Source organism: Pseudomonas sp. Irchel 3H7 (genome assembly GCF_900187605.1).
Classification (GTDB): domain Bacteria; phylum Pseudomonadota; class Gammaproteobacteria; order Pseudomonadales; family Pseudomonadaceae; genus Aquipseudomonas.
In genome coordinates this window covers 58,813-83,080 of record NZ_FYEA01000018.1, presented here as the reverse complement: position 1 = coordinate 83,080, position 24,268 = coordinate 58,813, and the positions used below count along the sequence as shown (strand labels likewise).

Annotated in this window: 28 protein-coding genes and 1 tRNA gene; 8 read left to right on the top strand and 21 right to left on the bottom strand. The window is 57.6% G+C overall.

Going from position 1 to position 24,268, the window contains the following annotated elements:
- Together CKW38_RS27350 and CKW38_RS27345 are read left to right on the top strand one after the other, a co-directional pair.
- Positions 1-767: RHS repeat domain-containing protein (locus CKW38_RS27350; RefSeq protein ID WP_176472381.1), on the top strand; the 767-nt coding region annotated here is incomplete at its 5' end.
- Positions 760-1,134 carry a hypothetical protein gene (locus tag CKW38_RS27345; RefSeq protein WP_095114356.1) on the top strand — a complete coding sequence of 125 codons (375 nt, stop codon included), beginning with the start codon at positions 760-762 and terminating at the stop codon, positions 1,132-1,134. The genes CKW38_RS27350 and CKW38_RS27345, both read left to right, overlap by 8 nt.
- Before the next feature lie 99 nt (positions 1,135-1,233).
- Here CKW38_RS27345 and CKW38_RS30260 read toward each other — a convergent pair whose 3' ends face one another.
- From CKW38_RS30260 to CKW38_RS30500, 4 genes are all read right to left on the bottom strand, one after another.
- Positions 1,234-1,401, bottom strand: a complete 168-nt coding sequence (locus tag CKW38_RS30260) for a hypothetical protein (protein WP_007914082.1) — start codon at positions 1,399-1,401, stop codon at positions 1,234-1,236.
- Positions 1,402-1,523: 122 nt separating this feature from the next.
- Entirely contained in the window at positions 1,524-1,943 is a 420-nt protein-coding gene (locus tag CKW38_RS27340; protein WP_007914081.1) for a YMGG-like glycine zipper-containing protein, read from the bottom strand.
- Positions 1,944-2,080: 137 nt separating this feature from the next.
- Positions 2,081-2,452 (bottom strand): glycine zipper domain-containing protein, encoded by a 372-nt coding sequence (locus CKW38_RS27335; RefSeq protein ID WP_007914079.1) that lies wholly within the window; start codon positions 2,450-2,452, stop codon positions 2,081-2,083.
- Positions 2,453-2,775: 323 nt separating this feature from the next.
- Entirely contained in the window at positions 2,776-2,964 is a 189-nt protein-coding gene (locus CKW38_RS30500) for a hypothetical protein (RefSeq protein ID WP_095114355.1), read from the bottom strand.
- 240 nt (positions 2,965-3,204) lie between these two features.
- Here CKW38_RS30500 and CKW38_RS27325 point away from each other — a divergent pair, with 240 nt between their 5' ends.
- On the top strand, positions 3,205-3,483 hold the full coding sequence (locus tag CKW38_RS27325) for a hypothetical protein (protein WP_007914077.1): 279 nt from the start codon (positions 3,205-3,207) through the stop codon (positions 3,481-3,483).
- Between the two features lie 60 nt (positions 3,484-3,543).
- Here the strand turns inward: CKW38_RS27325 and CKW38_RS27320 are convergent, their stop codons facing one another.
- Both CKW38_RS27320 and CKW38_RS27315 read right to left on the bottom strand, forming a co-directional pair.
- A complete protein-coding gene (locus CKW38_RS27320) occupies positions 3,544-3,864 on the bottom strand; it encodes a YbjQ family protein (protein ID WP_007914076.1) in 321 nt (106 codons plus the stop codon).
- A gap of 142 nt (positions 3,865-4,006) precedes the next feature.
- A tRNA-Ser gene (locus CKW38_RS27315) sits at positions 4,007-4,096 on the bottom strand.
- A gap of 295 nt (positions 4,097-4,391) precedes the next feature.
- On the opposite strand from CKW38_RS27315, the gene CKW38_RS27310 reads away from it, so the two are divergent.
- From CKW38_RS27310 to CKW38_RS27300, 3 genes are all read left to right on the top strand, one after another.
- Positions 4,392-5,081 carry a crotonase/enoyl-CoA hydratase family protein gene (locus CKW38_RS27310; protein ID WP_007914074.1) on the top strand — a complete coding sequence of 230 codons (690 nt, stop codon included), beginning with the start codon at positions 4,392-4,394 and terminating at the stop codon, positions 5,079-5,081.
- Between the two features lie 216 nt (positions 5,082-5,297).
- The gene (locus CKW38_RS27305) at positions 5,298-6,020 is read left to right on the top strand and encodes a 1-acyl-sn-glycerol-3-phosphate acyltransferase (protein WP_095114354.1); all 723 of its coding nucleotides are present in this window, start codon (positions 5,298-5,300) and stop codon (positions 6,018-6,020) included.
- Between the two features lie 134 nt (positions 6,021-6,154).
- A complete protein-coding gene (locus CKW38_RS27300; protein WP_007914072.1) occupies positions 6,155-7,126 on the top strand; it encodes a magnesium and cobalt transport protein CorA in 972 nt (323 codons plus the stop codon).
- A gap of 108 nt (positions 7,127-7,234) precedes the next feature.
- Here the strand turns inward: CKW38_RS27300 and CKW38_RS27295 are convergent, their stop codons facing one another.
- The 3 genes from CKW38_RS27295 to CKW38_RS27285 form a co-directional block, all read right to left on the bottom strand.
- Complete coding sequence (locus CKW38_RS27295) at positions 7,235-7,957, bottom strand: amidotransferase (RefSeq protein WP_007914071.1); 723 nt, start codon at positions 7,955-7,957, stop codon at positions 7,235-7,237.
- A 92-nt stretch (positions 7,958-8,049) separates the two neighbouring features.
- A complete protein-coding gene (locus CKW38_RS27290; protein WP_095114353.1) occupies positions 8,050-10,194 on the bottom strand; it encodes a 3-hydroxyacyl-CoA dehydrogenase NAD-binding domain-containing protein in 2,145 nt (714 codons plus the stop codon).
- Between the two features lie 24 nt (positions 10,195-10,218).
- Complete coding sequence (locus CKW38_RS27285; RefSeq protein WP_007914069.1) at positions 10,219-11,424, bottom strand: acetyl-CoA C-acetyltransferase; 1,206 nt, start codon at positions 11,422-11,424, stop codon at positions 10,219-10,221.
- 585 nt (positions 11,425-12,009) lie between these two features.
- On the opposite strand from CKW38_RS27285, the gene CKW38_RS27280 reads away from it, so the two are divergent.
- Positions 12,010-12,831 (top strand): cytochrome c, encoded by an 822-nt coding sequence (locus CKW38_RS27280; protein ID WP_095114352.1) that lies wholly within the window; start codon positions 12,010-12,012, stop codon positions 12,829-12,831.
- A 119-nt stretch (positions 12,832-12,950) separates the two neighbouring features.
- Here CKW38_RS27280 and CKW38_RS27275 read toward each other — a convergent pair whose 3' ends face one another.
- The 10 genes from CKW38_RS27275 to CKW38_RS27230 all read right to left on the bottom strand — a co-directional run bounded on the left by CKW38_RS27275 (position 12,951) and on the right by CKW38_RS27230 (position 22,146).
- Complete coding sequence (locus CKW38_RS27275; RefSeq protein WP_007914065.1) at positions 12,951-13,754, bottom strand: transglutaminase family protein; 804 nt, start codon at positions 13,752-13,754, stop codon at positions 12,951-12,953.
- Entirely contained in the window at positions 13,751-14,701 is a 951-nt protein-coding gene (locus tag CKW38_RS27270; protein WP_007914063.1) for an alpha-E domain-containing protein, read from the bottom strand. Before CKW38_RS27270 ends, CKW38_RS27275 begins: the two co-directional genes overlap by 4 nt.
- 12 nt (positions 14,702-14,713) lie before the next feature.
- The gene (locus CKW38_RS27265) at positions 14,714-16,123 is read right to left on the bottom strand and encodes a circularly permuted type 2 ATP-grasp protein (protein ID WP_007914061.1); all 1,410 of its coding nucleotides are present in this window, start codon (positions 16,121-16,123) and stop codon (positions 14,714-14,716) included.
- 487 nt (positions 16,124-16,610) lie between these two features.
- Positions 16,611-16,958 carry a ribonuclease E inhibitor RraB gene (locus CKW38_RS27260; protein WP_007914059.1) on the bottom strand — a complete coding sequence of 116 codons (348 nt, stop codon included), beginning with the start codon at positions 16,956-16,958 and terminating at the stop codon, positions 16,611-16,613.
- A gap of 209 nt (positions 16,959-17,167) precedes the next feature.
- Complete coding sequence (locus CKW38_RS27255; RefSeq protein ID WP_007914057.1) at positions 17,168-17,401, bottom strand: hypothetical protein; 234 nt, start codon at positions 17,399-17,401, stop codon at positions 17,168-17,170.
- A gap of 220 nt (positions 17,402-17,621) precedes the next feature.
- A complete protein-coding gene (speE, locus tag CKW38_RS27250; RefSeq protein WP_007914055.1) occupies positions 17,622-18,497 on the bottom strand; it encodes a polyamine aminopropyltransferase in 876 nt (291 codons plus the stop codon).
- 237 nt (positions 18,498-18,734) lie between these two features.
- On the bottom strand, positions 18,735-18,926 hold the full coding sequence (locus CKW38_RS27245) for a PLDc N-terminal domain-containing protein (protein ID WP_007914053.1): 192 nt from the start codon (positions 18,924-18,926) through the stop codon (positions 18,735-18,737).
- Between the two features lie 71 nt (positions 18,927-18,997).
- Positions 18,998-19,528: a hypothetical protein gene (locus CKW38_RS27240; protein WP_095114351.1), complete on the bottom strand. Its 531-nt coding sequence runs from the start codon at positions 19,526-19,528 to the stop codon at positions 18,998-19,000.
- 164 nt (positions 19,529-19,692) lie between these two features.
- On the bottom strand, positions 19,693-20,211 hold the full coding sequence (locus CKW38_RS27235) for an ankyrin repeat domain-containing protein (protein WP_095114350.1): 519 nt from the start codon (positions 20,209-20,211) through the stop codon (positions 19,693-19,695).
- A gap of 96 nt (positions 20,212-20,307) precedes the next feature.
- A complete protein-coding gene (locus CKW38_RS27230; RefSeq protein WP_095114349.1) occupies positions 20,308-22,146 on the bottom strand; it encodes a long-chain-acyl-CoA synthetase in 1,839 nt (612 codons plus the stop codon).
- Positions 22,147-22,536: 390 nt separating this feature from the next.
- Here CKW38_RS27230 and CKW38_RS27225 point away from each other — a divergent pair, with 390 nt between their 5' ends.
- A complete protein-coding gene (locus CKW38_RS27225) occupies positions 22,537-22,815 on the top strand; it encodes a DUF3509 domain-containing protein (RefSeq protein ID WP_008080936.1) in 279 nt (92 codons plus the stop codon).
- 190 nt (positions 22,816-23,005) lie between these two features.
- Here the strand turns inward: CKW38_RS27225 and mtnC are convergent, their stop codons facing one another.
- Positions 23,006-23,689, bottom strand: coding sequence for an acireductone synthase (gene mtnC, locus CKW38_RS27220; protein ID WP_095114348.1), 684 nt, complete (start codon positions 23,687-23,689; stop codon positions 23,006-23,008).
- Positions 23,690-23,693: 4 nt separating this feature from the next.
- Complete coding sequence (locus CKW38_RS27215) at positions 23,694-24,239, bottom strand: acireductone dioxygenase (protein WP_007914042.1); 546 nt, start codon at positions 24,237-24,239, stop codon at positions 23,694-23,696.
- Between the last annotated feature and the right edge of the window lie 29 nt (positions 24,240-24,268).

Sequence of the window (24,268 nt, the reverse complement as noted above, 5' to 3'; positions counted from 1 at the left end):
AAGCCTGCCCCTTCTACTACCAACTCGACCACCTCGGCACCCCGCAGGAACTCACCGACTACAGCGGCGACATCGTCTGGTCCGCGCAATACGACGCCTACGGCAAAATCGCCGCACTGACCTTGGCTGGCGAGGACTACCTGAACCAGCCGCTGCGCTTTCAGGGACAGTACTTCGATGCGGAAAGTGGGCTGCATTACAACCGGCACCGGTACTACGACCCGAGGCTGGGGCGGTATCTGACGCCGGATCCGATCAAGTTGGCCGGTGGGTTGAATCAGTACCAGTACGTGCCGAATCCGACGGGGTGGGTGGATCCGTTGGGGTTGAACTCCAACTGCCCGCCGCCGAATAAGCCTGGGTGTGAGGTGCCGGGTGGGGTTGCTGGGGCTAAGGTAGATGAGGGTGAGCCTAGACTTCCAACAACAAGATCACCACCAAAAGATTTTGGTAGCGAAGATAAACTTGATGACCACTTTCAAAAGCATGGTTCAGAGTTCAAAACCGAGAGCAAAGAAGAATACTTAAGCATGGCCAGATTTTTGGTAAATCATGGCACACGAATTGAGTATAAATACAAGGGTGAGACCCGATCAGGCTATCTGAAACTTATGGGAAACAACCGAAAGGGAGAGGCTAAATTCGCTTTTTTGGGAACAAATCAAAACAATGAAATCACAACCCTTCACGCAAAAAGCGGAAAGGAATTATGGCGAACGATAAATGGCGATGCGAAGGATAAAACAGTGAGGCCGGCCCATGACTAAGAGATATCTCGTACAAATAATTGAAATCGATCCAATCATCGAAGAATTGATTGTGCTTAGCGTTCAAAGTGTGAGCATCCGATGCTTCGCAGGTTACTGTCCATCAGTCATTGAAGAAGGAAGAAATTATGAGGCCGAATTCGAAATGGTCCTGCCTGACGAATTAATCATCATAAAAGCAGAACATGAAGAACCACGTATCGAGATGCTAGACGATGGGTTTTCGTGTGATATCTATGGTTACATGGATGGGGACTCTTTCCGGTCTGTAATTGAATTCGCGGATCAAGGCATTCATTTCGAATATCCGCACCTCAACGGACAGTTCGTCAAAATCACTGCCGAAAGAATTGACGTCTCATTCTGAGTCGCAAGTATTATTCGAACCTCACAAAGGGCCTGAGAAAAACAGGCCCCAAAAAATCGGCGATCACGCCAAAAGCAGGTGTGAATCTAATAATTACGCTCACTGCTCATCCTCATCCTCTTCATACTCCATATCCGCCTCATCCGAATCATTCAGCGGCACCGTCGCATCATCCATCAGTGAGCCCGGATCTTCATTCCCCGGGTCATTGATAAACGGCAATCCACTCGAACCCTTCTCTTCCTTGCCTTCAGTTTCGGGAGTCATGGCAAACCTCATCATCTCGTGGCGTGTATAACGTTCGAAAGGCCTTACAGCCAATCGTTCCGGAGTCCGACAAGTGAATGCAAAAAACCCGGCAAAATGCCGGGTTTCCGTTTAACCATCCATCAATGATGGCGGTTTTTATGTTTGTTCTTGTGCTTGTGGCCACCACCCGAATGAGATCCGCCATCGTCACCGAGGTTATTGCCGACCGCACCACCGGCCGCGCCGCCCAACCCAGCGCCAATGGTCGAACCGGTCGAGCCGCCGAGGCTGTTGCCGACGACCGAGCCGCCCGCCGCGCCGAGACCACCGCCAATGGCGGCTTCGGTTCGATTGCGTTTGTTCGCCCCGACGGCACTGCCGGCCGCGCCGCCAACGCCTGCACCTACCGCTGCGCCAGTACTGCCACCGAGTTGTCCACCGACCACATTGCCGAGCGCGCCGCCCAGGCCGCCACCCACAGCGGCGGTGCCATCACCAGCGGCCATCGCCCCTTGTGCTACCAGCAAACCGAAAAACAGTGCAGATAATGACAAGCGCATATGAACCTCACAGTTCCCGAAGCGGGACAGTCCGCCCAGACATGGGCCTATGTGAGATTGGAGACGCAAACCGGGAAAACGTTCAGCCATGAAAAAGCCCGACATCGAGCCGGGCTTTTTCTGATAAACGATCAGTCTCAGTGACGCTTGTGTCCTTTGGACAAGTTGCTGCCCACTGCGCCGCCAGCCGCGCCACCCAGGCCAGCACCAATCGTGGCGCCAGTCTTGCCGCCCAGGCTGTTGCCGATCACCGAACCACCGGCTGCGCCAACACCGCCGCCAATCGCCGCTTTGGTGCGGCTACCCTTGCGCGCCGCCACTGCGCTGCCCGCCGCGCCTGCTACGCCAGCACCAATGGCCGCGCCAGTGCTGCCGCCCATTTTCTGGCCGACGACATTACCCAGCGCGCCACCCAAACCACCGCCCAGCGCCGCAGTGCCATCACCGGCAGCCATTGCACCTTGAGCAACCAGAAGCCCCAGAACCAGAGCGGGCAGTGTTAAACGCATGACGTAAACCTCAAAATAGGGATGACAAAAAGGGCCGGGATTTAATGCCGTCGCCGCGCAAAAGTCCAGACGAAATCAGAGGCTTCGCGCACATGGCGCCGATTGGACAGCGATTCCGCAAAAGGTTTTATGACAGGCAAAAAAAAGCCCGCTGGGGAGACGGGCTGGAGACTTGCTTTCTAACGGATGGCTTCACCCTACTGCGGCAGACGTGAAAAGTTTGTGAAAGCAAATTGATTTTTGCCGCCATCGAATGTAAGAAATTTCTTCAAACGCACAGTCATAAAAAACCCCGATCGATGACGGGGTTATTCAGACAAAGATTATTTTCTGGCTCGCGTGGTGACCTTGGGGAGAAATTTCGCCTTCGGTCCCTTGGGTGCCGTGGATTTGATCTTGCCGATCTGCACTGGATCTTCGCCAAATCCAGACTGATACTCAGTCTGGCCGCACCGTACGCAGTTGTTGAAGGAAAATTCAGCGCCATCGTCTTCGATATACGGATCAGTCATATCTTCGCCCCTTCGCAACAGATCGACACCGGCAAAACCCGTTTTGCCTGAAAAATATCGACCTCCAATGCTTTTGAGACTAGTTGGTCACTCTTGGACTTGTGATTCAGATTAGCTGGCGCCCGACGAGTGGCCTCAAAAAAATTAAACTCGACCACGAACCGCTGGTCTTGCTTTGCTAAAGAATTCTGCCGACAGGCCGTTGCCCTTTTTCATACAAATGAATCTCAAGGAGAGAACATGCAAATCAACGGATTCCCGAATCTACCCGTCGTAAAGCTCACGGACGAACAAATCGCTGCCGGCAAAGCCGGGGGTGAACTGCTCAAGGACAAGATCGCTTCCGGTGAAATCACCATCAAGTATCCGGACAAGCCGATTCTGCAGCCTGGTGTCATTTACCATCCAAGCGAGCCAGCGCAACCGAGCCAACCTTCGGACACGCCTACTCTTGTCGCCATCGACACACCACTGACCTACGACTCGAGAGGCACCGTAATCCTCAAGCCACAGGGCTGATGGCGTAGAAAAAGAGCCCATCCATTATCTGGACGGGCTCACATGACCAGCGATCGACATTCAGCGCAATTTCACCGCCGTCCCCGTCGCAAACACCACAACCATCCCGCCCTTCCCGCCAGGCATGCTGATCTCGAAGTCCACCCCGACCACTGCATCCGCCTGCAAAGCACGCGCCCTCTCCCTGATTTCTTCGGTGGCCTGAACACGCGCCTCCTTCAAAGCCCGCTCTAGCGTCTGCGAACGTCCGCCGAAAAAATCGCGCATACCGGCGAACATGTCACGAATCACATTGACGCCCTGCACCGACTCGGCACTGACAATGTCCAGGTATGCCGTGATTTGCCGACCTTCAATGGTATGAGTGGTGGAAATGATCATGGATGTCGTCCCTATACGGAGGAATAAATTCGCGATTGTAATGGCTCAAAGCGGACTTCACGCCGCTGCCAATAAAATCCAGACGCCAGAAACCACAAAACCCCTGACTTCTTTCGAAATCAGGGGTTTTGTGTACTGAATGTGGCGGTGAAGGAGAGATTCGAACTCTCGATACAGTTTCCTGTATACACACTTTCCAGGCGTGCTCCTTAAGCCACTCGGACACTTCACCGTATCTCTTCAAACATGTTCTGTCTGTCGAGGCGCGCTAATGTAGTCGAAAGCTTTTGCGATGGCAAACTTTTTTTCAGAATTTTCATGCGGTTAAGAGAAAAAGTCGTTTTGCCCGCTGGCAGCCCATGGCAAACCGGCCAATCTTCGGTGGGCGCGGCCCTTCTATATAGAAGCAGAACGCCTCGCCACGCTGGACGGGCCGGGAAACGGTGACTGGCGGGTCAGTCACGGCGCTTTACCTGGCCTGCGGCGGTGGGTAACGTCTGCCCATCTTTCTTACAAGGAATAGCGTCATGAGTGAGTTGATTTCCTACCACCTCGAAGACGGTATCGCGACCCTGACTTTGAGCAACGGCAAGGTCAATGCCATTTCTCCGGACGTGATTGCGGCATTCAACGCGGCGCTGGATCAGGCGGTAACTGATCGTGCCATCGTGATCATTACCGGTCAGCCGGGGATTCTGTCCGGCGGCTATGACCTGAAAGTGATGACTGCCGGCCCTAAAGAGGCGGTGGCACTGGTAACTGCGGGGTCGACGTTGGCGCGTCGCCTGCTCTCCCACCCGTTTCCGGTGATCGTCGCTTGCCCGGGTCATGCCGTGGCAAAGGGCGCTTTCATTCTGTTGTCTGCCGATTACCGTATCGGTGTCGACGGACCGTTCAGCATCGGTCTGAACGAAGTGCAGATCGGTATGACCATGCACCACGCCGGTATCGAACTGGCGCGTGATCGTCTGCGTCGCTCGGCGTTCCACCGCTCGGTGATCAACGGCGAGATGTTCGATCCGCAAAGCGCTGTAGATGCCGGTTTCCTCGACAAGGTGGTTGCCGCCGAGGAGCTGCAAGCTGCCGCCCTCGCCGCTGCGCGTCAGTTGAAGAAGATCAACATGCTCGCGCACAAGAATACCAAGTTGAAAGTACGCAAGGCGCTGCTGGAAACCCTGGATAACGCGATCATCCAGGATCAGGAACACCTGGGTTAACCACCCGTTTATCTCTTCAAGAAAAGCCCGACCGTCGTGTCGGGCTTTTTCTTGCACGCCTGGTTTAAAAGTCTGCGGCCGCTCTAGGACAGGTCTGACCCTCCATTCGGAAACATGCGCTTAAACATCGGCTATCTCCGGACTCTATAGTGGCAATTGCCGAAAACAGTGCACATCCGTACACTGCGCCACCTTTTGTCCCGGTGGGGCCTGAAAATGCTGTTCGTGTTTCGTATGTTATTGATGGGCCTGCACTTTATTCTGGCCGGCGTGCTCGGAGTGATTCTCGGGATCTGCCGCCCGTTCAATCCGGACAACAGCCGACTGTGCGCCCGCCTCTACGCGCTGCCGGCAATGTGTATTTTGCGTTTACGGGTGAAGTCCGATGTCAGTGGATTGATGAACAAACCTGACAGCTGCGTGATCATCGCCAACCATCAGTCCAACTATGACTTGTTCGTGTTCGGCAACGTAGTGCCGCGTCGAACCGTGTGCATTGGCAAGAAGAGCCTCAAGTGGGTTCCGTTGTTCGGGCAATTGTTCTGGTTGGCCGGCAATGTGTTGATCGACCGTGGCAATGCGCACAAGGCGCGCCAGTCGATGCTCACCACTACCAATACCTTGCAGAACGAAGACACCTCGATCTGGGTGTTCCCGGAAGGCACGCGCAACCTCGGCGAAGAATTGCTGCCCTTCAAAAAAGGCGCGTTCCAGATGGCGATTGCCGCCGGTGTGCCGATCGTTCCGGTTTGCGTCAGCAGCTACATCAAGCACATGCGCCTCAATCGCTGGCGCAGCGGGAAAATCCTCATACGCTCGCTGCCGGCGATTCCTACAGTCGGATTGACCATGGATGACATGCCCATGCTCATCCATCAGTGCCGCGAGCAGATGCGCGAGTGCATTGAATCGATGGACCGGCAACTGCAAGCCGCCTAAGAAGACAACCCGCCCTGCGCGGGTTTTCTTTTGCCCGGTGAACTGTACAGATTTCACTGACTCTCAAGCAGCGACACGGCTAAGCTGAAGCCTTGTATTCCCTGCCACCTGCCAAGAAGAAGTGAATCACCACCATGGGTCGAGTTGTTGCTGCTGCGGTATACAGCGCAGGCAAGAAAGTCACCAATATTACCCTCGACGAAGGCGCCGCCTGGGCCGCGAAAACCGGTCACTTTGTCTGGATCGGTCTGGAAGAGCCGGACGCTCAGGAGCTGTCCAATCTGCAACGTCAGTTCAACCTGCACGAACTGGCCATTGAAGACGCCCTGGAAAAACACAGTCGGCCGAAGCTGGAAACCTTTGGCGACGCTTTGTTTATCGTCACCTACTCGCCCATCCGCGAACACGGCGTTCTGCAGTTCATCGAAACGCACATCTTTGCCGGCAAGGGCTACATCATCACGGCACGTAACGGTCACTCGGCGTCCTACGCCCATGTCCGCCAACGTTGTGAGGCACGCCCGCTCTTGCTGGAACACGGGGAAGATTTCGTACTGTATGCGCTGCTCGATTTCGTCATCGAGAACTACCAACCGGTGGGCGAAGCCATTCATGCCGAAATCGATGAACTGGAACGCAACGTGTTGTGTAGCGCGTTGAACGAGCGTGACATCCAGAAGCTGCATGGCTTGCGCCGCGATGTCGTGCGCCTGCGCCGGTACGCGGCGCCGATGGTGGAAATTGGCGAGGAACTGCAGAAGCTGAGCTTCCCGTTTATCGACAAGAACATGCGCCCGTACTTCCGCGATGTGCAGATCCACGTAACGCGGCAGATGGAAGACCTGAGCACACTGGCCGATATCGCTAGCCAGACCATCGAGATCGGTGTGTTGCTTGAGGCTTCACGGCAAAGCGTGGTGCAGCGCAAGTTTGCTGCCTGGGCGGCGATTCTGGCGTTTCCGACGGCGGTGGCGGGGATTTACGGGATGAACTTCCAGAACATGCCGGAACTGAGTTGGCACTATGGCTACTTCGGTGTGCTGGGGTTTATTACGGTGGGATGCGTGAGTTTGTGGGCGAGCTTCAAGAAGTCCGGGTGGTTGTAGAGCGGACCGAGTTGTCTGGAACATTCGCGAGCAGGCTCGCTCCCGCATTGATCGGTGGCGCACCGAAAATCTGATGTGGGAGCGAGCCTGCTCGCGAAGCTTTTGGCCTTAGACAGTTTCTGGCTTGTGCGCGACAAACCGCATCATCCATTCCGCAACCGTAGCGCCATGGTGTTCCTGCTCCAGACTGGCTACGCCTTTGCTGTAGATCTGCGAACCCAACGCTTCCTGACGCAGATCCAGTAGCGCACGCGAGTAATCGTGGATGAATTCCGGGTGGCCCTGGAAGCACAACACCTGATCGTTGATGTGGTAAGCCGCAAACGGGCAAAAATCGCTGGAAGCAATCACCGTGGCGTTTTCCGGCAGCGCTGTGACCTGATCCTGGTGGCTGATCAGCAGTGTCAGTTCCTCACGCACCGGGCTCATCCACGGCGCCTTGGCCGCGAGTTTGTAGTTATGGGTGCCGACACCCCAACCTTGCGTGGCGCGCTCACTCTTGCCGCCGAGCAGCAGCGCCAGCAGTTGATGGCCGAAGCACACGCCGAGCAGTTTGTCGCCGCGCTCGTAACGCGTCAGCAGGTATTGCTTGAGGGTCTGAATCCACGGATCAGTGCCGAACGAATCGGCCTTGCTGCCGGTGACCAGATACGCGTCGAACGTCTGGTCGTCGCTCGGGTATTGGCCCTGCATCACGTTGTAGACGGTGAACTCGGCGGCAATCGGTTGCTGCGAGAACAGGCGCTGAAACATCTGCCCGTAACCCTGATATTGATCGACCAGTTCCGGACGCAGGATGTCGGTTTCCAGAATGCAGATGCGTAGCGACATAAAAAATACCTGACACGTGATGGGAATAATGAACACCCCAGAGCCTGCCCTGAAACACCTTGGCAAGGCAAGCCCTGGAATGCTCGTTGCCGTTAGAACATTTCACCTTTCGCTGCTTTATCCAGCAGCAGCGCGGGCGGCGCAAAACGCTCGCCATATTGCTCAGCCAGATACTGCGCGCGAGCGACGAAATCTTTCACCCCGTATTGGTTGATGAACTGCAACGCACCGCCGGTCCACGGCGCAAACCCGATACCGAAAATCGAGCCGACATTGGCGTCCGCTGTCGAGGTCAGCACGCCCTCTTCCACACAGCGCACGGTTTCAATGGCTTGTACAAATAGCAGCCGATCACGCACATCCTTGGGCGAAATCTGCCCGTCGGTTTTCTCGAATCGCGTCTTCAGTTCGGGCCACAAATGTTTCTGTGCACCGCTTGGGTAATCGTAAAAACCGCCACCCGCCGCTTTGCCCGGACGCTTGTATTCGTTGAGCAGCAAGTCAATCACGGCAAAGGCCGGGTGCTCAATCAGCGGTTTCCCTTCTGCCTGTAGGTCCTTGGCTGTTTGCTGACGGATATGGCTCATCAGGCTGAGGGAAACTTCGTCAGAGATCGCCAGAGGTCCGACCGGCATCCCGGCTTTGCGCGCTTCGGTCTCGATCATCGGCGCACTCACGCCCTCGCCGACCATGGCAATACCTTCGTTGGTGAAGGTGCCGAACACCCGCGAAGTGAAGAAGCCGCGACTGTCGTTGACGACGATCGGGGTTTTCTTGATTTGCACAACGAAATCGAAACCGCGCGCGAGGGTTTCATCGCTGGTCTGCGCGCCCTTGATGATTTCCACCAGCGGCATTTTTTCCACCGGACTGAAGAAGTGCAGGCCGATGAATTTGCTTTGATCCGGTACGGCAGCCGCCAGACCGGTGATCGGCAACGTCGACGTGTTGGAGGCGATGACCGCTTCGGCGCCAACAACTCGCTGGGCTGCAGCAGAGACCCTGGCCTTGAGGTCGCGGTCTTCGAACACCGCTTCGATGATCAGATCGCAACCCGCGAGGTCGGCATCATTTTCGGACGGCTTGATCCGCGCCAACACCTCATCACGCTTTGAAGCATCCATCTGTCCGCGAGAGACTTTCTTGTCCAGCAACGCGGCAGAGTGTGCTTTACCTTTTTCGGCAGCAGCCAGATTGACGTCCTTGAGCACCACTTCAATACCCGCCGAAGCACTGACAAACGCAATACCCGCGCCCATCATTCCTGCGCCAAGCACGCCGAGCTTCTGCGTCTTGTAAGGCGCAAAGCCCTGCGGCCGCGAACCACCGGCGTTGATCTCATTGAGTTGAAACCAGAACGTGCCGATCAGGTTTTTCGAAATCTGCCCGGTGGTCAGTTCGGTGAAGTAACGGGTTTCGATCAAGTGCGCGGTATCAAAATCGACTTGAGCGCCCTCCACCGCCGCGCAGAGGATCTTTTCCGGCGCCGGCATCGTCCCTTGAGTCTTGCTGCGCAAAATCGACGGTGCAATTGCCAGCATCTGCGCGACTTTCGGGTTCGACGGCGTGCCGCCCGGAATCTGATAACCCTTCACGTCCCATCGCTGCACCGCTGTCGGGTTGGCCACGATCCAGGCTCGTGCTTTGGCCAGCAACTCATCGCGATCCGCTGCGAGTTCATCGATCAGCCCCGCCTGCAATGCCTGTTGCGGCCGCACCTTCTTGCCTTCAAGCAAATAAGGCAGCGCTTTCTCGATGCCGAGCATGCGCACCATGCGCACTACCCCGCCGCCGCCCGGCAACAGGCCGAGGGTTACTTCCGGCAGACCGAGTTGCACCGATGCATCCTCCAAAGCCACGCGGTGATGACAGGCAAGGCAGATTTCCCAACCACCGCCCAGCGCCGCACCGTTGATCGCCGCAACCACCGGTTTGCCGAGGGTTTCCAGGGTGCGCAACTGCGCTTTGAGGGTCAGCACCATGTCATAGAAGGCTTTGGCTTCAGGCTTGCCGACCTTGATCAGTTCGTTGAGGTCACCGCCGGCAAAGAAGGTTTTCTTCGCCGAGGTGATGATGACCCCGGCAATCTGGTCTTTTTCAGTCACCAAGCGTGCAACGCAGGCGGCCATGGCCTCACGGTACACGGCGTTCATGGTATTGGCGCTCTGGCCCGGCATGTCGATGGTCAGCACGACGATGGCGTCCTGGCCTTTTTCGTAACGGATGGCTTCGCTCATAACAAGGTTCCTTGAATTCGGGGCTCAGAGGCGTTCGATGATGGTGGCAATGCCCATGCCGCCACCGACGCACAGCGTCGCCAGGCCATAGCGCAGGCGCCGCGCTTCCAGTTCATCGAGCAGCGTTCCGAGGATCGCGCAACCGGTGGCGCCCAGCGGATGACCCATGGCGATCGAGCCGCCGTTGACGTTGACCTTGTCCGGGTCGACGGCCATGTCCTTGATGAACTTCAGCACCACCGAGGCAAACGCCTCGTTGACCTCGAACAGGTCGATGTCTTCAACTCGCAACCCGGCCTTGGCCAGTGCCTTGCGCGTCGCCGGTGCCGGGCCGGTGAGCATGATGGTCGGATCAGTGCTGGTGACCGCCGTGGCGACAATGCGCGCCCGGGGTTGCAACCCCAGCGCCCGGCCTTTGGCTTCGGAGCCGATCAGCATCAGTGCAGCACCGTCGACGATCCCGGAGCTGTTGCCCGGTGTATGTACATGATTGATTCGTTCGACATGGCTGTAGACCCGCAACGCCGTGGCGTCGAAACCCATCTGGCCGATCATTTCAAAACTCGGCTTGAGCTTGCCCAAGCCTTCAAGGGTCGATTCAGCGCGGATGAACTCATCGTGGTCGAGCAGGATGATGCCGTTCTGATCCTGCACCGACACCAACGACTTGTTGAACGAACCGTCAGCCCGCGCCCGTGCGGCTTTCTGCTGCGAGTGCAGCGCGTAGGCATCGACGTCGTGACGACTGAAACCCTCAAGCGTAGCGATCAGGTCGGCACCGACGCCTTGCGGAGTGAAATGACTGTGCAGATTAGTCTGCGGATCGAGCGCCCAGGCGCCGCCGTCGCTGCCCATCGGCACCCGCGACATCGACTCGACACCGCCGACCACCACCAGATCTTCGAAACCCGAACGTACTTTCATCGCGCCGAGGTTGACCGCTTCCAGGCCCGAGGCGCAAAAGCGGTTGATCTGCACACCGGCAACGCTGACATCCCAATCGGCCACTTGCACAGCGGTTTTGGCAATGTCCGAGCCTTGATCGCCAATCGGCGTGACGCAGCCGAGCACCACGTCATCGACCTGACTGGTATCGAGCGAGGTGCGTTCTTGCAGCGCGGTCAGCAGACCGGCAACCAGATTCACCGGTTTGACGCTGTGCAAGGCGCCATCGGCCTTGCCTCTGCCACGGGGCGTGCGTAACGCATCGAATATCAAAGCTTGGGTCATGACGTCCTCGAACCTGTGCGGGGAGTGATTGCTTGTGTCCCCACTCTTGGCCCGAGCGGCCATGGATTCAATGACCACAGTGCTCAATGCGCTTGACCCACACGCTCAGACGGACGGTCATTAACTGTCAGGTGAACCGGTTCAGGTCGGCGAGTTGTCTAGCCAGCGGGCGGCAAAGAAGCTGGCAATAAGCCTCATGCCTTTTTTATCGCACATGGCAAGCGCTCCATATGAAATGGATCTAAGCCAAGCGTGACGTGGCCCCTAATGTAGAACATGTACGTCAGGGTCGTCGGGTTTTGCCGAGGCAGACGTTCTTCAACAGGAAGTGCAGCGCTTGCCGTCATGGATATGCAGGCAAGCATCAGGAAATAACAATAAAGGCGGTCAAGCCATGTTCAAGCAACCGAAAGTTCGTCAAGCAGGACTCATTCTTTTCGCCACGACGCTGTTGTTGATTTTGCCGAATCTGACCAAGGTCATCGGCTGAATCGAGCGGCAGGTGCTGTTTATCGCCACTGAAAATGTGACTGGCCCGCTACCCGGGCCAGCGTGGCTGTGCCAACCTTGGCGCACTCCCACGACATGGACGGCGATCATTTGAAAGCGCTTATTGTGTTCGGGGCCATGCTGCTGAGCATGCCCTTGTCTGCCGCACAGTTGGATCTGCAACTGGGCGCAAGCAGCCGCACCTGGCAGACCGAGGCATTGCTCAAGCATCCTCAGGTACAAACCCTCACCATCAAAAACGATGTGTCCTACAAGAAGGACATGACCTATCGCGCCGTGCCCGCGGCTGCGCTGCTGACCGGGATCAAACCGCAAGATCACCTGCAAGCGGTGGCACTGGACGGGTTCGCCGCCGAGTTGGCTGCAGCGCCGCTGCTCAATACAAAAGGCGCACGGGCCTGGCTGGCCATTGAGGATCCGGCTCAGCCCTGGCCAGCGCTGTCTGAGGGCAAGCACAGCGCCGGGCCGTTCTATCTGGTCTGGACCGATCCGCAGGCCGGCAATATCAGCCCGGAGCAATGGCCATTCCAGGTCGCGAGCATCAAGCGCATGGCACCCGTGGCCGAACGCTTCCCGGCCCTGCTACCGGATCCTGCGTTGAAGGCGAATGACCCGGTGAATCTGGGGTTTGCGCTGTTTCAGAAGAACTGTCTGGCGTGTCACCGGTTAAACGGCGCGGGGGACGCGCAATTCGGGCCGGACCTGAACATTCCGTATAACCCGACCGAGTATTTCGGCGTGGATTTCTTGAAGCGTTACATTCGCGATCCGCAGAGTCTGCGGCAGTGGCCGCAGGCGAAGATGCCGGGGTTTTCGGTAGAGGTTTTGCCGGAGGGGGATTTGGAAATGCTTGTGGGGTATCTCCAGCACATGGCCGGACGCAAAGTTAAGCCCTGAGCACATTTCCTTGTAGGAGTGAGCCTGCTCGCGATAGCGGAGTGTCAGACACTGATAATTCAACTGTCAGACCGCTATCGCGAGCAGGCTCACTCCTACAAGGGTTTTGTGTGAGCCCGTTACTGTTGCTGGACGGAGATGATCGGCGTTGGCGAGACGAACACCTTCGCATGCATCTGCTCACACCCACCGCCACGGCGCATGCCGCGCACCGGGCAGGCATCCAGATAATCCAGGCCCACCGCCAGCTTCAAATGCCGTTCCGGCCGCGCCAGCTCATTGGTCACGTCAAAGCTGTACCAGGCGTCATCCAGCCATGCTTCCGCCCAGGCATGGCTGGCCAGATGCTCGCAATCCTCGCTGTACAGATACCCCGACACATAACGCGACGGAATCCCGAGACTGCGCGCGCAGGCCAAAAATGCGTGAGCGTGATCCTGACAAACCCCGGCACGCCCGGCGAAAGCTTCCGCCGCGCTGGTGTCTACTTCGGTCGAACCGGGCGTGTAGGTCATGTGCTGATTCAAACCGTGCATCAAATCAATCAGCGCCGTGCGATCGCGCCGTTGCTTGCAGGACTTTTCGGCAAACGCGCGCAAGGCCTCGTCCGCCTCGGTCAACCGGGTAAAACGCAGAAACGGCAACGCCGACTGGCTCTCATGCTCCGCCTCGCGCAGCTCATCGATATCGACCTGCCCGCGCGCGCCGATGATGATCGCTTCGTGCGGCTCGTCCATGGTCAGCACGTGCAGAATATTGCCGAACGGATCGAGCTGCGCGCGCACCGGGCGCGGCAGATCGAGTTGCCAGCTCAACACGTGCTGACGCTCGCTGTCGTGGGGGGTCAGTCGCAGGTACTGGATGCTCGCCCGCACCTGATCTTCGTAGTGATAGGTGGTTTCGTGGCTAATGGAAAGTCTCATGCAGCCTCCAGGTAGGAACTGTGAATGGCGTTACCCAACTGGCGCACCAGCGGGATGAATTCGGTCAGCCAGGCGTGCAGGCCTTCCTCGAGAATTTCGTTGATGCCGGTGTAGCGCAGGCGCGCATCCATCTCTGCCGCCAGACGTTGAGCCGGACGGCCATTGGCGCCGGGCAGTTGCGCGAGGATCTGATCGATCTCTTCGGTGCAGGCACGCAGTGAACGCGGTACGTCGGCACGCAACAGCAGCAACTCGGCGACATGTCTGGCGCCCGGCGCATCGCGGTAGATTTCGGTGTAGGCCTCGAATGACGACAAGGCACGCAGCAAGGCACTCCACTGGTAATAGGCGTGGGCCGTGCCGTCGCTGACCGCTTCGGCCTGATCGCCAGCCATTTCGTAACGGGCATCGAGCAGTCGCAAGGTGTTGTCCGCACGCTCGATAAACGTCCCGAGACGAATAAAACGAAACGCATCGTTGCGCATGATTGTGCCGTACGACGCACCACGGAACAGGTGCGAACGTTCCTTGATCCACTCGCAGAAACGGCTCATGCCATAGCGACTGAGACCCTGTTCGGCGATTCCGCGAATCTCCAGCCACGTCGCATTGATGTTCTCCCACATGTCCGCCGTGATGCGTCCGCGAACCGCGTGTGCACTGGCTCGCGCCGCACCGAGGCAACTGTAGATGCTCGCCGGATTGGCCGCATCGAGGGCGAAGAAGTGCAGCAGCCGTTCGGCATGCAACGCGCCGTGACGCTCCAGGTAATCGTCGAGGGTGCCGGTAATCAGCAGCGGCATGGCCAATTCGTGCAGACCATCACCGCGACCGTCCTGCGGCATCAGCGACAGCGAATAACTGATGTCGAGCATCCGTGCGAGGTTTTCCGCCCGCTCCAGGTAACGCGACATCCAATACAGATCCGAGGCAGTTCTACTTAACATGGCAAGCTTCCTTCAATCCTCGACCACCCAGGTGTCCTTGGTACCGCCGCCCTGGGAGGAATTCACCACCAGGGAGCCTTCACGCAGTGCCACACGGGTCAAACCACCGGGCACCACGCGGGTTTCGCGCCCGGACAAGACAAACGGGCGCAAGTCGATATGGCGCGGCGCAATGCCGTTTTCGACAAAGGTCGGACAGGTCGACAGCGACAGCGTCGGTTGCGCGATGTACGCATGGGGCTTGGCCTTGATGCGTTCGCGGAAGGCATCGATTTCCGCTTTCGTCGATGCCGGCCCCACCAACATCCCGTACCCGCCGGACCCCTGAGTTTCCTTGACCACCAGATCTGGAAGATTGGCCAGCACATGGGAAAGTTCAGACGGGTTGCGACACTGCCAAGTCGGCACGTTCTTCAGGATCGGCTCTTCATCGAGGTAGAAACGGATCATGTCGGTGACAAACGGGTATACCGATTTGTCGTCCGCCACACCGGTGCCGATGGCGTTGGCCAGCACCACGTTGCCAGAGCGATAGGACGACAGCAGCCCCGGCACGCCGAGCATCGAGTCGGGATTGAACGCCAGCGGATCGAGGAACGCGTCGTCGAGGCGGCGATAAATCACGTCCACCGCTTTCGGGCCGTCGGTGGTGCGCATGAAGACCTTGTCGTCACGCACAAACAGGTCCGCACCCTCGACCAGTTCAACGCCCATTTCCCGCGCGAGAAACGCGTGCTCGAAGAACGCGCTGTTGAAGCGCCCCGGCGTCAGCACCACCACGCTTGGGTCATCAATCGGGCTGGAGCTTTTAAGGGTGTCGAGCAACAGGTTCGGGTAATGATCGATCGGTGCGATGCGCTGGGCGGCGAACAGCTCCGGGAACAGGCGCATCATCATCTTGCGGTCTTCGAGCATGTAGCTGACGCCGCTCGGCGTACGCAGGTTGTCTTCGAGCACGTAATAGGTGCCGTCGCCGTCGCGCACCAGATCGACGCCGGAGATGTGCGAATAGATATCGCGGTGCAGATCCAGGCCTTGCATCGCCAACTGGTATTGCTCGTTGGCCAGCACCTGTTCGGCGGGAATGATCCCGGCCTTGATAATGCGCTGCTCGTGATAGAGGTCGGCGAGGAACATGTTCAACGCCTTGACCCGCTGGATGCAGCCGCGCTCGACGATCCGCCACTCACTGGCAGGGATGCTGCGCGGGATGGTGTCGAAAGGAATCAGGCGCTCAGTGCCCTGCTCGTCGCCATAGAGCGTGAAGGTGATGCCGGCGCGATGGAACAGCAGATCGGCCTCGCGTCGCCGCTGGGCCAGCAGTTCGTCTGGCGTATCGGCCAGCCAGCGGGCGAACTCCCGATAATGCGGGCGAACCTGGCCGCCGGCATCGTACATCTCATCAAAATAGGTGCGGATCATGCCGTACTCCTTGTCACCCGGACATACAGGCCTTCGCAAGGCCCGTGCCATCGGCATAAACGCTTTGATTTCAATCGGTTGGAAATACACGCCGCAGGCACCGCACCATTCCTGTGCGGCAATTGCCCCAACCGGATTGCCCCCGCTTCATTGCGACGCACTGCATCGCCTATCACCAGCATAGTCAGAGTTGATTTCACTGCCCGGCGCTGCCTGCGGATAATCCGCGCATTCGCTGCAAAACTTCGCCGACTACAACGTCACGAAGCGCCCAGCTCAACTGATTGGGCTTGCCTCGGCAGCCCGCCCCGCTGTAACCCTGACCGGTTTCCTCTCCTTATCGGTCTTCCCTTTTAGCCACCCTCTCCGGTGGCTTTTTTTTGCCTCGGTTTCTTGTTTCAGGGTTTTGCCAGAGCATTTCGCTTACGCCGGAAATGACAACGGCCAACCCGAAGGTCAGCCGTTGTTCAACAAATGAAACCAGAGATCAGTTCAAACGGTGGCGGTTGCGCACCTCCTGTTTCACACCCCAGCCTTCGATAATGCCGCCCAGAGGTTCAACCACGGCAGAGAATCCCTGCTCGAAGTCGCCAATATCGTCATACGTCGCATACATCACTTTGCTTAATTCCAGCGCCCACGCACCGTCATCACGCACGCTGACCTGGGCATTGATGGATTCACCGCGAAATTTGCCTGCCGCCCTGCGCGCCCGCTCCTCGTCCGGGAAAATGGCGTAGAACTCGATGGGATGGAATCGGGAAAAATCGAAACCGCCTTCTTTCATGCGGCGCAGAACATTGCTGCTGATGTCTTCTTGATAGGCTGTGCTCATGAATCGTCCCCCTCGCATAGATGGATAGACTTTCCGTATTCCCGCCCCGGGCCTTTGGCCAAAGTACTACGGCAACGTGGTTGCACGCGGGAACAAGCATGTAGCTGACAAGACCAGACCTTAGCGATCCGTTCGCTGATCTCGCTTGCAGAGTAGCCCCAAGTTAGAGCTGCTGCCAAGGCCTGGTGTGAAAGGTGACAGGAAGAATGTCAGATGGGAGTGATGCTGCGGATTTCAATGCTGTTCTGGGTTTTCAGACTTTTCACGCCAGCATCGGCGGTACGCCCTTCCAGATCGTTCAGGTCCAGTTCGGCGGCGACGGGCAGAAGCCGTGCCTTGATCAATCGAGCGGCCTCATCGTCACTGGGGCATTCCGCGCGCTCGAACACCTCATCGACAATTTCACCATGATCGTCCACGAAAGTGACTTTCCACTTTTGCATCGGTGCCTCCTCGATCAAACCCGCAAATGGGCTTACACCTATCTCGACTGTATGCGCCGAAAGTTGGTTCAAAAGGATTACAGCGGACAAAGATGAAAAAAACGACATTTACTATAGGAGTGAGCCTGCTCGCGATAGCGATTTCTCATCCAACGCTGATGTTGGTAGACAAACCGTAATCGCGAGCAGGCTCACTCCTACAAAGACTTGCAGCGATTATTCAGTCGTTGCTTGGCTTGTTGATCGCCTGCAGCACGTACTGCGGCAAGGCGAACGCGCCGATGTGGATTTCCGGGTTGTAGTAGCGGGTGACGATACCGCTGCCAATGAAGCGCTGTTGCAGGGTTTCACGGCTCAGCTTGCGGTAAGCCGGGTTGGTCGAGCCCCAGGCGAAAGTCATCGAGCCACCGATGTAGGTCGGTACGGCCGCCTGGTAGAAGTGCCAGTCCGGGAACAAGCTGTTCAGGCGACCGGCGGTGGTTTTCACTTCGTCGATCTGCATGAACGGCGTGCCGTTCTGGGTCACGAGGATGCCGCCCTCGTTCAGGCAGCGATGGCAGGCCTGATAGAAGTTTTCCGAGAACAGCACTTCACCCGGGCCGATCGGATCGGTGGAGTCGGAGATGATCACGTCGAATTTTTCCGTGGTGGTGGCGACGAAACGCATGCCGTCGTCGATCACCAGGTTCAGACGTGGATCGTCGTAGGCGCCGCTGGAGTGGTTCGGCAGGAACTCTTTGCACATGTCGACCACGGTGCCGTCGATCTCGACCATGGTGATGTGCTCGACACCGGCGTGCTTGGTCACTTCGCGCAGCATACCGCCGTCACCGCCGCCGATGATCAGCACACGCTTGGCGCTACCGTGGGCGAGGATCGGCACGTGAGTGAGCATTTCGTGGTAGATGAATTCGTCGGCTTCGGTGGTCTGAATCACGCCGTCCAGTGCCATGACACGGCCCATGCGCGGGTTCTGGAAAATCACCAGGTGCTGGTGTTCGGTGCGCACTTCGTGCAGCAGTTTTTCCATGCGAAAACGCTGGCCGTAGCCTTCGTAGAGGGTTTCCAGGTACTCGCTGGTTTGGGTAACGGTCATGGTCAAGTGCTCCGATGAATGCGCGGGCGTCAATCGTGGGGACGATTGCCCGGGAAAGGCGCGCATTCTACGTTGCCGAAGATGACAGGTCGAACCTCACTTCATCGGCCCACCACAATCCTTGTGGGAGCTGGCTTGCCAGCGATAGGGTCAACTCGGTTCATCAGTGACACCGCAGTGATCCTATCGCTGGCAAGCCAGCTCCCACAGGTTTTGGGATGCTCACGAAGTTTGTGGCTAGATCCGCACGTTGCCGCGTGGTCCGGCGATTGCCCAGATGATCAGGCCCAGCACTGGCAGGAGGATGATCAGCAGCACCCAGACGATTTTCATCCCGGTGGTCGCGCCGCTTTTCAACACGTTGATGATGGCCCAGATGTCGAGGGCAAGGATGATCAGGCCAATCAGACCGTTGAACGTGGAACCCATGGTGTCGCTCCAGAATAGTGGCATGCACTTTTAGGATAGACGGTCGCGCGCAGGGTTCCTTTTTATTGCACTCAGACGTGAACGGCGATCTTCAACGCTTCGAGCGATGGCGCGGCGGCGATGCCGACTTCGGCGCACAGTTCTAGCACCCGTGGCACGTCGTTGCCGAAGACCAGCACCATTTGCAGTTCGTCGTCGAGCAACTGGCTGAAGTTCATCAGCATGTAGCCGCCGTTTTCCTTGTTCATGCTGCTCATCTGCACCTGGATGCGGTTGAGTGCGACCAGCGCTTCGGTCTTGGCCAGTTGCTTGGGCTTGAGGTTGAAATCCACACCCGGACCGAACGAGGCGACGATCTGCGCGAACAGGTCAACGTAGGTGTCAGCCTGGAACAGCACGGTTTCCGGCAGGCTGCCGACGACGACCCACTCACCCAACGGGATCGGGAAGGTGTCGTCATAGTTGATGTCCGGGTTGGCGGTCAGAAAAGCACCGGCATCGGCGTAGGCTTGCGCGGCTTCATCGGCCACTTTCAGGATCTCGTCCTCGCCCATGCAGCCGGAGCTGATTTTGCTGATGAGTTCGACGAGTGCGGCTTTCATGAGGGCGGATCCTGTGGAAGGTGAAATTTGAGGGCGCGGAGGATAGCGCACAAAGCAAAAGATCGCAGCCTTCGGCAGTTCCCTACCGACTCAGCATCGTCCGCGAAACAGACGGCGAACGCATCATCGTAGGAGCTGCCGCAGGTTGCGATCTTTTGATCTAATCAACCCAGCAATTTTTCCAGCTGCGCGGTGGTATCAACCGCGCCCATCGTGCGGGCCGCATCCAGCGCCGTGACGCCATTGGCATCCTTGGCTTGCGGATTTGCGCCTTTGCTGATCAGGTAATCAACAATTTCCACACGATTGAACATCGCCGCCATCATCAGCGCCGTACGACCATCAAACGACGAGCCTTCGATCTCGGCGCCCGCCTCGACCAACGCCTTGACCACCGCCAGATCGCCCTTGAACGCCGCACCGGCAATCGGGCTCTGGCCGTTGCCATTGCGCATTTCCGGATCGGCCTTGTGTTTAAGCAGCACTTGCACTGCATCGACATGGCCGTAATAGCTGGCCAACATCAACAACGTGTCGCCCTTGCTGTTCTTCAGGTTCACCGGCAAACCGGCCGTGACCAGGCGATCAAGCATCTCGGCATCACCGTCGCGCGCCCTGTTGAAAACCTGCTCGGTGAATTCGGCAGCTTCTTCAGGGGTCATCTGGCGGCTTTGGTCGGACATGGGCAACTCCACTTTCGGTCTATCGGAAAGTCGACAGTTTCCCGAGCGAGGCGCTGGCTGTCACCCCCTTTTTCTCAAGTCGCGCCATAGCCAGATTCAATAACGATGCTTGCCCTGATGGATTTCCGCCAACACCTCATGGGTAACTCGAATATAAGTCTGCGTGCCAGGCAGCCAAGCGTAAATCGGGTCATCGCCCGCCTGGCCGGGGTCGAAGCCTTCATTTTTCAATCGGGTTTTCTGGTATTTGAACGTGCCGGTGGTTTCCATTTTTACCTTCACTCGCAGAAACAACGGTACGGCGTAGGCCGGCATGCGCTCCCGGGCAAAGGTCAGCAACTCAGCGAAATCCAGCGTCGCGAGGGATTCCGCCGGCGTGATCGCCGCCATGCCGGCGCGGCCGTTGGTGTTGCGGATCTCCACGCCATAGGCCACCGCCTCGGAAATCTGCGGGTGTTGCAGCAGAAGGTTTTCGACTTCGGTGGTCGAAACGTTTTCGCCCTTCCAGCGGTAGGTATCACCGAGCCGATCAACAAATTGTGCGTGGCCGAAACCGATGTTGCGCAACAAATCGCCAGTGTTGAAAAACCGATCGCCTTTGCTAAACACGTCGTGAAGGACAACCTTGGCGGTTTTTTGCGGATCGGTGTAACCGTCCAGCGGCGCCTTTTCGTCGATCCGCGCCAGCAGCAAGCCCTGCTCGCCCTTGCCAACCTTGCGCATGAAACCGTCGGCGCTGCGCAGCGGCTCGCCGCTTTCATGGTCGTAGGCGACCAACTCCCAGGCCATCAGCGAGAAACCGATGGTGTTGTCGAAGTTGAGAATGTTGGTGAACCCGATGTTGCCGTCGCTCGCCGCGTACAGCTCACAGATGTGCTCGACGCCGAAACGCGTTTTGAACTCAGCCCAGGCACCCGGGCGCAAGCCGTTGCCGATCATCTTGCGCACATCGTGACGACTGTCATCGGCGCTGGCCGGTTGATCGACCAGATAACGGCACAATTCGCCGACATAGCCAATGGTGGTCGCGCGGTAGCGGCGTACGTCGTTCCAGAACTGACTGGCGCTGAACTTGCGGCGGATCGCGAAACCCGAGGCGCCATTGACCGCCGAGCCCCAGCACACGCAGAGACCGGTGGCGTGGTACAGCGGCAAGGTGCAATAGACGACGTCGTCGGGGCCCATGTTGAGGGCGATCATGCCGAAACTGGCGGAGCTGCGCATCCAGCGCCCATGCTTGAACACCCCAGCCTTGGGCAGGCCGGTCGTGCCCGAGGTGTAAATGTAGAAACACGGGTCGTCAAAGAAGATCTGCTGGCTGCTCGGTGGATTCTCGCTGGAGGCATCGGCACTGGCGCTGATCAGATTGACGTAGCCCTCGGGCGCAATGCCCGGATGGCTGTAAGTGTCTTGATCTGCCACGAACCAGGTACGAGGCGCGGCGATCGTCACTTGATCGCGAATGGCCGCATAAGCTGGAACCAGTTCATCGCCAACGACAATCGCCACCGGTGCCACCAGATTCACACTGTGGATCAGTGTGTCGCGAGTCTGTGAGGTATTGAGCAGCGCGCTGACCGCACCGACCTTGGCCAGCGCCAGAATGGTTACCAGCAGTTCCGGGCGGTTTTCGATGAACACCGCGACCACGTCGCCCTTGCCGATGCCTTGCCCGTTCAGATAGTGAGCGATGCGGTTGGCCCACTGGTTGACCTGCGCATAGCTCAGCCGCACATCGCCCTGCAATAACGCCGGCCCCTCGGGGTTGCGCAGCGTCGCTTGCTCGAACGTCCAGCCAAGGCCACAGCTTTGGGTCGGATCCGTGACGTTGGCCACCTTCATGCCTTTGACCACCCGTGGGATGGCCTTGGCGATCATCGGCAATTTGCGGAGCATCATGCCCCAGGTAATCGTGTCGCTTGGCGCGTGACTCATGGATGCTCCCCGTCCGACCTTGGCGTGCAGGTCGATGTTTTTATTTTTCGGGCTTTGGCTTGCAGCAACCGGCACATTCGAGCGCGGGTCGAGATCGAAAATACGTCAGCGCTTCTCGCGCTGTACACGCGGTTTTTGCAATGTTTTGTATCTGCTGATCGGCCGACGGCTGCGGTGATCATCGGGTAAGCGATTGGTTCCGTTGTTTCGACAACGATCCCGCAAAATGCAGGATGCACGATGGCCATTCATGCAGTTTGCACGACGCCTGGAATTTTCATATTTTTTAACTCATTGATTTACAAGGAATTTATTATTTTCAAATGCTGGCACAATCGCTGCAACCTCCTCTGCATGCTTGCCATTCAAGTGCATACGGAGCTGAAAGACATGAGCCTGATCCAAGAAAAATTTACCTCCCTGTTCTCCAACTTCGACGTCACCACTGCGCCACGTCCCGATGGCGGGATCCTGCTGACCCTGCGCAGCAGCGACGGCAAAGTGTTTAAACGTGCACTGACTTACCAGCAACTGCATGCCGGTGACCAACTGTCGTGGGCGATCAGTGCCATTCGTCGTGACCTGGCGGAACAAGCCAGTGAGCTGCCGCAAATTGCCATGCTGCAGAGCCAGCAGCGTTTTGCCCTGCCGACATATCATTCGCTGTAATTTTTAAAGCGCTTTAAACAAGACAGGCCGTGGAGCTTTCGCTTCACGGCCTGTTTTTTTGTGCGCGATCTTTACTGCGATCTCTAACTCTTTGTAGGAGCTGCGGAACGCTGCGATCTTTTGATCTTGTTTTTGAAGATCAGGATCAAAAGATCGCAGCGTTCCGCAGTTCCTACAGGGATTGTGTGGGTTAGAAAGCTTCGGGTTCTATGCCGGTGAAGGTGTCGACGGTGATGTGGCTGCCCAGCTCGCCGCCTTCACGGGCGAGGCCGCAGGTTTGCAGGCCGGCTGCTTGCGCGGCGTCGAGCTCTTCGACGATATCCGAGAGGAACAGGATTTCTTCGGGTTCGACGCCAATGGCTTTCTGGATATTGGTGTACGACTGCGCCTCACGCTTAGGCCCGGACGTCGTGTCGAAATAACCACTGAACAGCGGCGTCAAATCCCCCGCCTCCGAGCAGCCGAAAATCAGCTTCTGCGCCTGAATCGAACCCGACGAATACACAAACAGTTGATAGCCCGCCGCATGCCAGCGTTGCAGTGCGTCAACCGCATCCGGGTAAACATGCCCCTTCAACTGCCCGGCGTGATAACCCTGGGCCCAGACCATGCCTTGCAAAGCCTTGAGCGGCGTGGCTTTGCGATCCTCCTCGATCCAGCTCAAGAGAATTTCAACAACCCGTTCAACATCGGCCTGCGGCGCATTGCTGTCACGGCGCACGGCGTCGAGTTGCTCGGCAACATCGGCGCGTTCGGCGTTCTGGCGCACGAAGTCCGGCAAATGTTTGGCCGCGTACGGAAACAGCACGTCAAACACGAAACTCACTGCGCTGGTGGTGCCTTCGATGTCAGTGACAATGGCTTTGATCGACATCGAATCAGTCCTCCAGACGCGGGAAACGACCGGCGATGTCTTCGCCGGTGAAGTTGGCAACCCAGCCTTCAGGGTTGTTGAACAGGCGAATCGCCACGAAGTGCGGATGCTCGCCCATGTCGAACCAGTGTTTGGTGCCGGCCGGCACCGAGATCAGGTCATTCTTCTCACAGAGAACCGCGTAGACGTAATCGTCGATGTGCAGGGTAAACAACCCACGACCCGCGACGAAAAATCTGACTTCGTCTTCGCCATGGCGGTGTTCTTCGAGGAACTTGGCGCGCAGTTCGGCTTTTTGCGGGTGATCGCTGTTCAGGCTGATGACGTCGACGGTGATGTAACCGCGCTCGGTCATCAGTTTGTCGATCTGCTCTTTATAGGCGCTGATCACTTCTTCCTGGGTCGCGCCCGGCTGGATCTTCGCCGCCGCTTGCCAGCGGTCAAAGCGTACGCCCTGCTCGGCCAGGGTCGAGGCGATGTCTTCAAAGTGGGTCAGCACTTTGTTGGGAATATCGGGGCTGGAAACGTGATAGACGGACAGGCTGCTCATTGGGGCAATTCCTCGGTATCGGCCTTGCC

Coding starts and splice junctions, on each gene's coding strand:
- CKW38_RS27345 (WP_095114356.1), top strand. CDS start 760: ATGACTAAGAGATATCTCGTACAAATAATTGAAATCGATCCAATCATC.
- CKW38_RS30260 (WP_007914082.1), bottom strand. CDS start 1,401: ATGACTCCCGAAACTGAAGGCAAGGAAGAGAAGGGTTCGAGTGGATTG.
- CKW38_RS27340 (WP_007914081.1), bottom strand. CDS start 1,943: ATGCGCTTGTCATTATCTGCACTGTTTTTCGGTTTGCTGGTAGCACAA.
- CKW38_RS27335 (WP_007914079.1), bottom strand. CDS start 2,452: ATGCGTTTAACACTGCCCGCTCTGGTTCTGGGGCTTCTGGTTGCTCAA.
- CKW38_RS30500 (WP_095114355.1), bottom strand. CDS start 2,964: ATGACTGATCCGTATATCGAAGACGATGGCGCTGAATTTTCCTTCAAC.
- CKW38_RS27325 (WP_007914077.1), top strand. CDS start 3,205: ATGCAAATCAACGGATTCCCGAATCTACCCGTCGTAAAGCTCACGGAC.
- CKW38_RS27320 (WP_007914076.1), bottom strand. CDS start 3,864: ATGATCATTTCCACCACTCATACCATTGAAGGTCGGCAAATCACGGCA.
- CKW38_RS27310 (WP_007914074.1), top strand. CDS start 4,392: ATGAGTGAGTTGATTTCCTACCACCTCGAAGACGGTATCGCGACCCTG.
- CKW38_RS27305 (WP_095114354.1), top strand. CDS start 5,298: ATGCTGTTCGTGTTTCGTATGTTATTGATGGGCCTGCACTTTATTCTG.
- CKW38_RS27300 (WP_007914072.1), top strand. CDS start 6,155: ATGGGTCGAGTTGTTGCTGCTGCGGTATACAGCGCAGGCAAGAAAGTC.
- CKW38_RS27295 (WP_007914071.1), bottom strand. CDS start 7,957: ATGTCGCTACGCATCTGCATTCTGGAAACCGACATCCTGCGTCCGGAA.
- CKW38_RS27290 (WP_095114353.1), bottom strand. CDS start 10,194: ATGAGCGAAGCCATCCGTTACGAAAAAGGCCAGGACGCCATCGTCGTG.
- CKW38_RS27285 (WP_007914069.1), bottom strand. CDS start 11,424: ATGACCCAAGCTTTGATATTCGATGCGTTACGCACGCCCCGTGGCAGA.
- CKW38_RS27280 (WP_095114352.1), top strand. CDS start 12,010: ATGGACGGCGATCATTTGAAAGCGCTTATTGTGTTCGGGGCCATGCTG.
- CKW38_RS27275 (WP_007914065.1), bottom strand. CDS start 13,754: ATGAGACTTTCCATTAGCCACGAAACCACCTATCACTACGAAGATCAG.
- CKW38_RS27270 (WP_007914063.1), bottom strand. CDS start 14,701: ATGTTAAGTAGAACTGCCTCGGATCTGTATTGGATGTCGCGTTACCTG.
- CKW38_RS27265 (WP_007914061.1), bottom strand. CDS start 16,123: ATGATCCGCACCTATTTTGATGAGATGTACGATGCCGGCGGCCAGGTT.
- CKW38_RS27260 (WP_007914059.1), bottom strand. CDS start 16,958: ATGAGCACAGCCTATCAAGAAGACATCAGCAGCAATGTTCTGCGCCGC.
- CKW38_RS27255 (WP_007914057.1), bottom strand. CDS start 17,401: ATGCAAAAGTGGAAAGTCACTTTCGTGGACGATCATGGTGAAATTGTC.
- speE (WP_007914055.1), bottom strand. CDS start 18,497: ATGACCGTTACCCAAACCAGCGAGTACCTGGAAACCCTCTACGAAGGC.
- CKW38_RS27245 (WP_007914053.1), bottom strand. CDS start 18,926: ATGGGTTCCACGTTCAACGGTCTGATTGGCCTGATCATCCTTGCCCTC.
- CKW38_RS27240 (WP_095114351.1), bottom strand. CDS start 19,528: ATGAAAGCCGCACTCGTCGAACTCATCAGCAAAATCAGCTCCGGCTGC.
- CKW38_RS27235 (WP_095114350.1), bottom strand. CDS start 20,211: ATGTCCGACCAAAGCCGCCAGATGACCCCTGAAGAAGCTGCCGAATTC.
- CKW38_RS27230 (WP_095114349.1), bottom strand. CDS start 22,146: ATGAGTCACGCGCCAAGCGACACGATTACCTGGGGCATGATGCTCCGC.
- CKW38_RS27225 (WP_008080936.1), top strand. CDS start 22,537: ATGAGCCTGATCCAAGAAAAATTTACCTCCCTGTTCTCCAACTTCGAC.
- mtnC (WP_095114348.1), bottom strand. CDS start 23,689: ATGTCGATCAAAGCCATTGTCACTGACATCGAAGGCACCACCAGCGCA.
- CKW38_RS27215 (WP_007914042.1), bottom strand. CDS start 24,239: ATGAGCAGCCTGTCCGTCTATCACGTTTCCAGCCCCGATATTCCCAAC.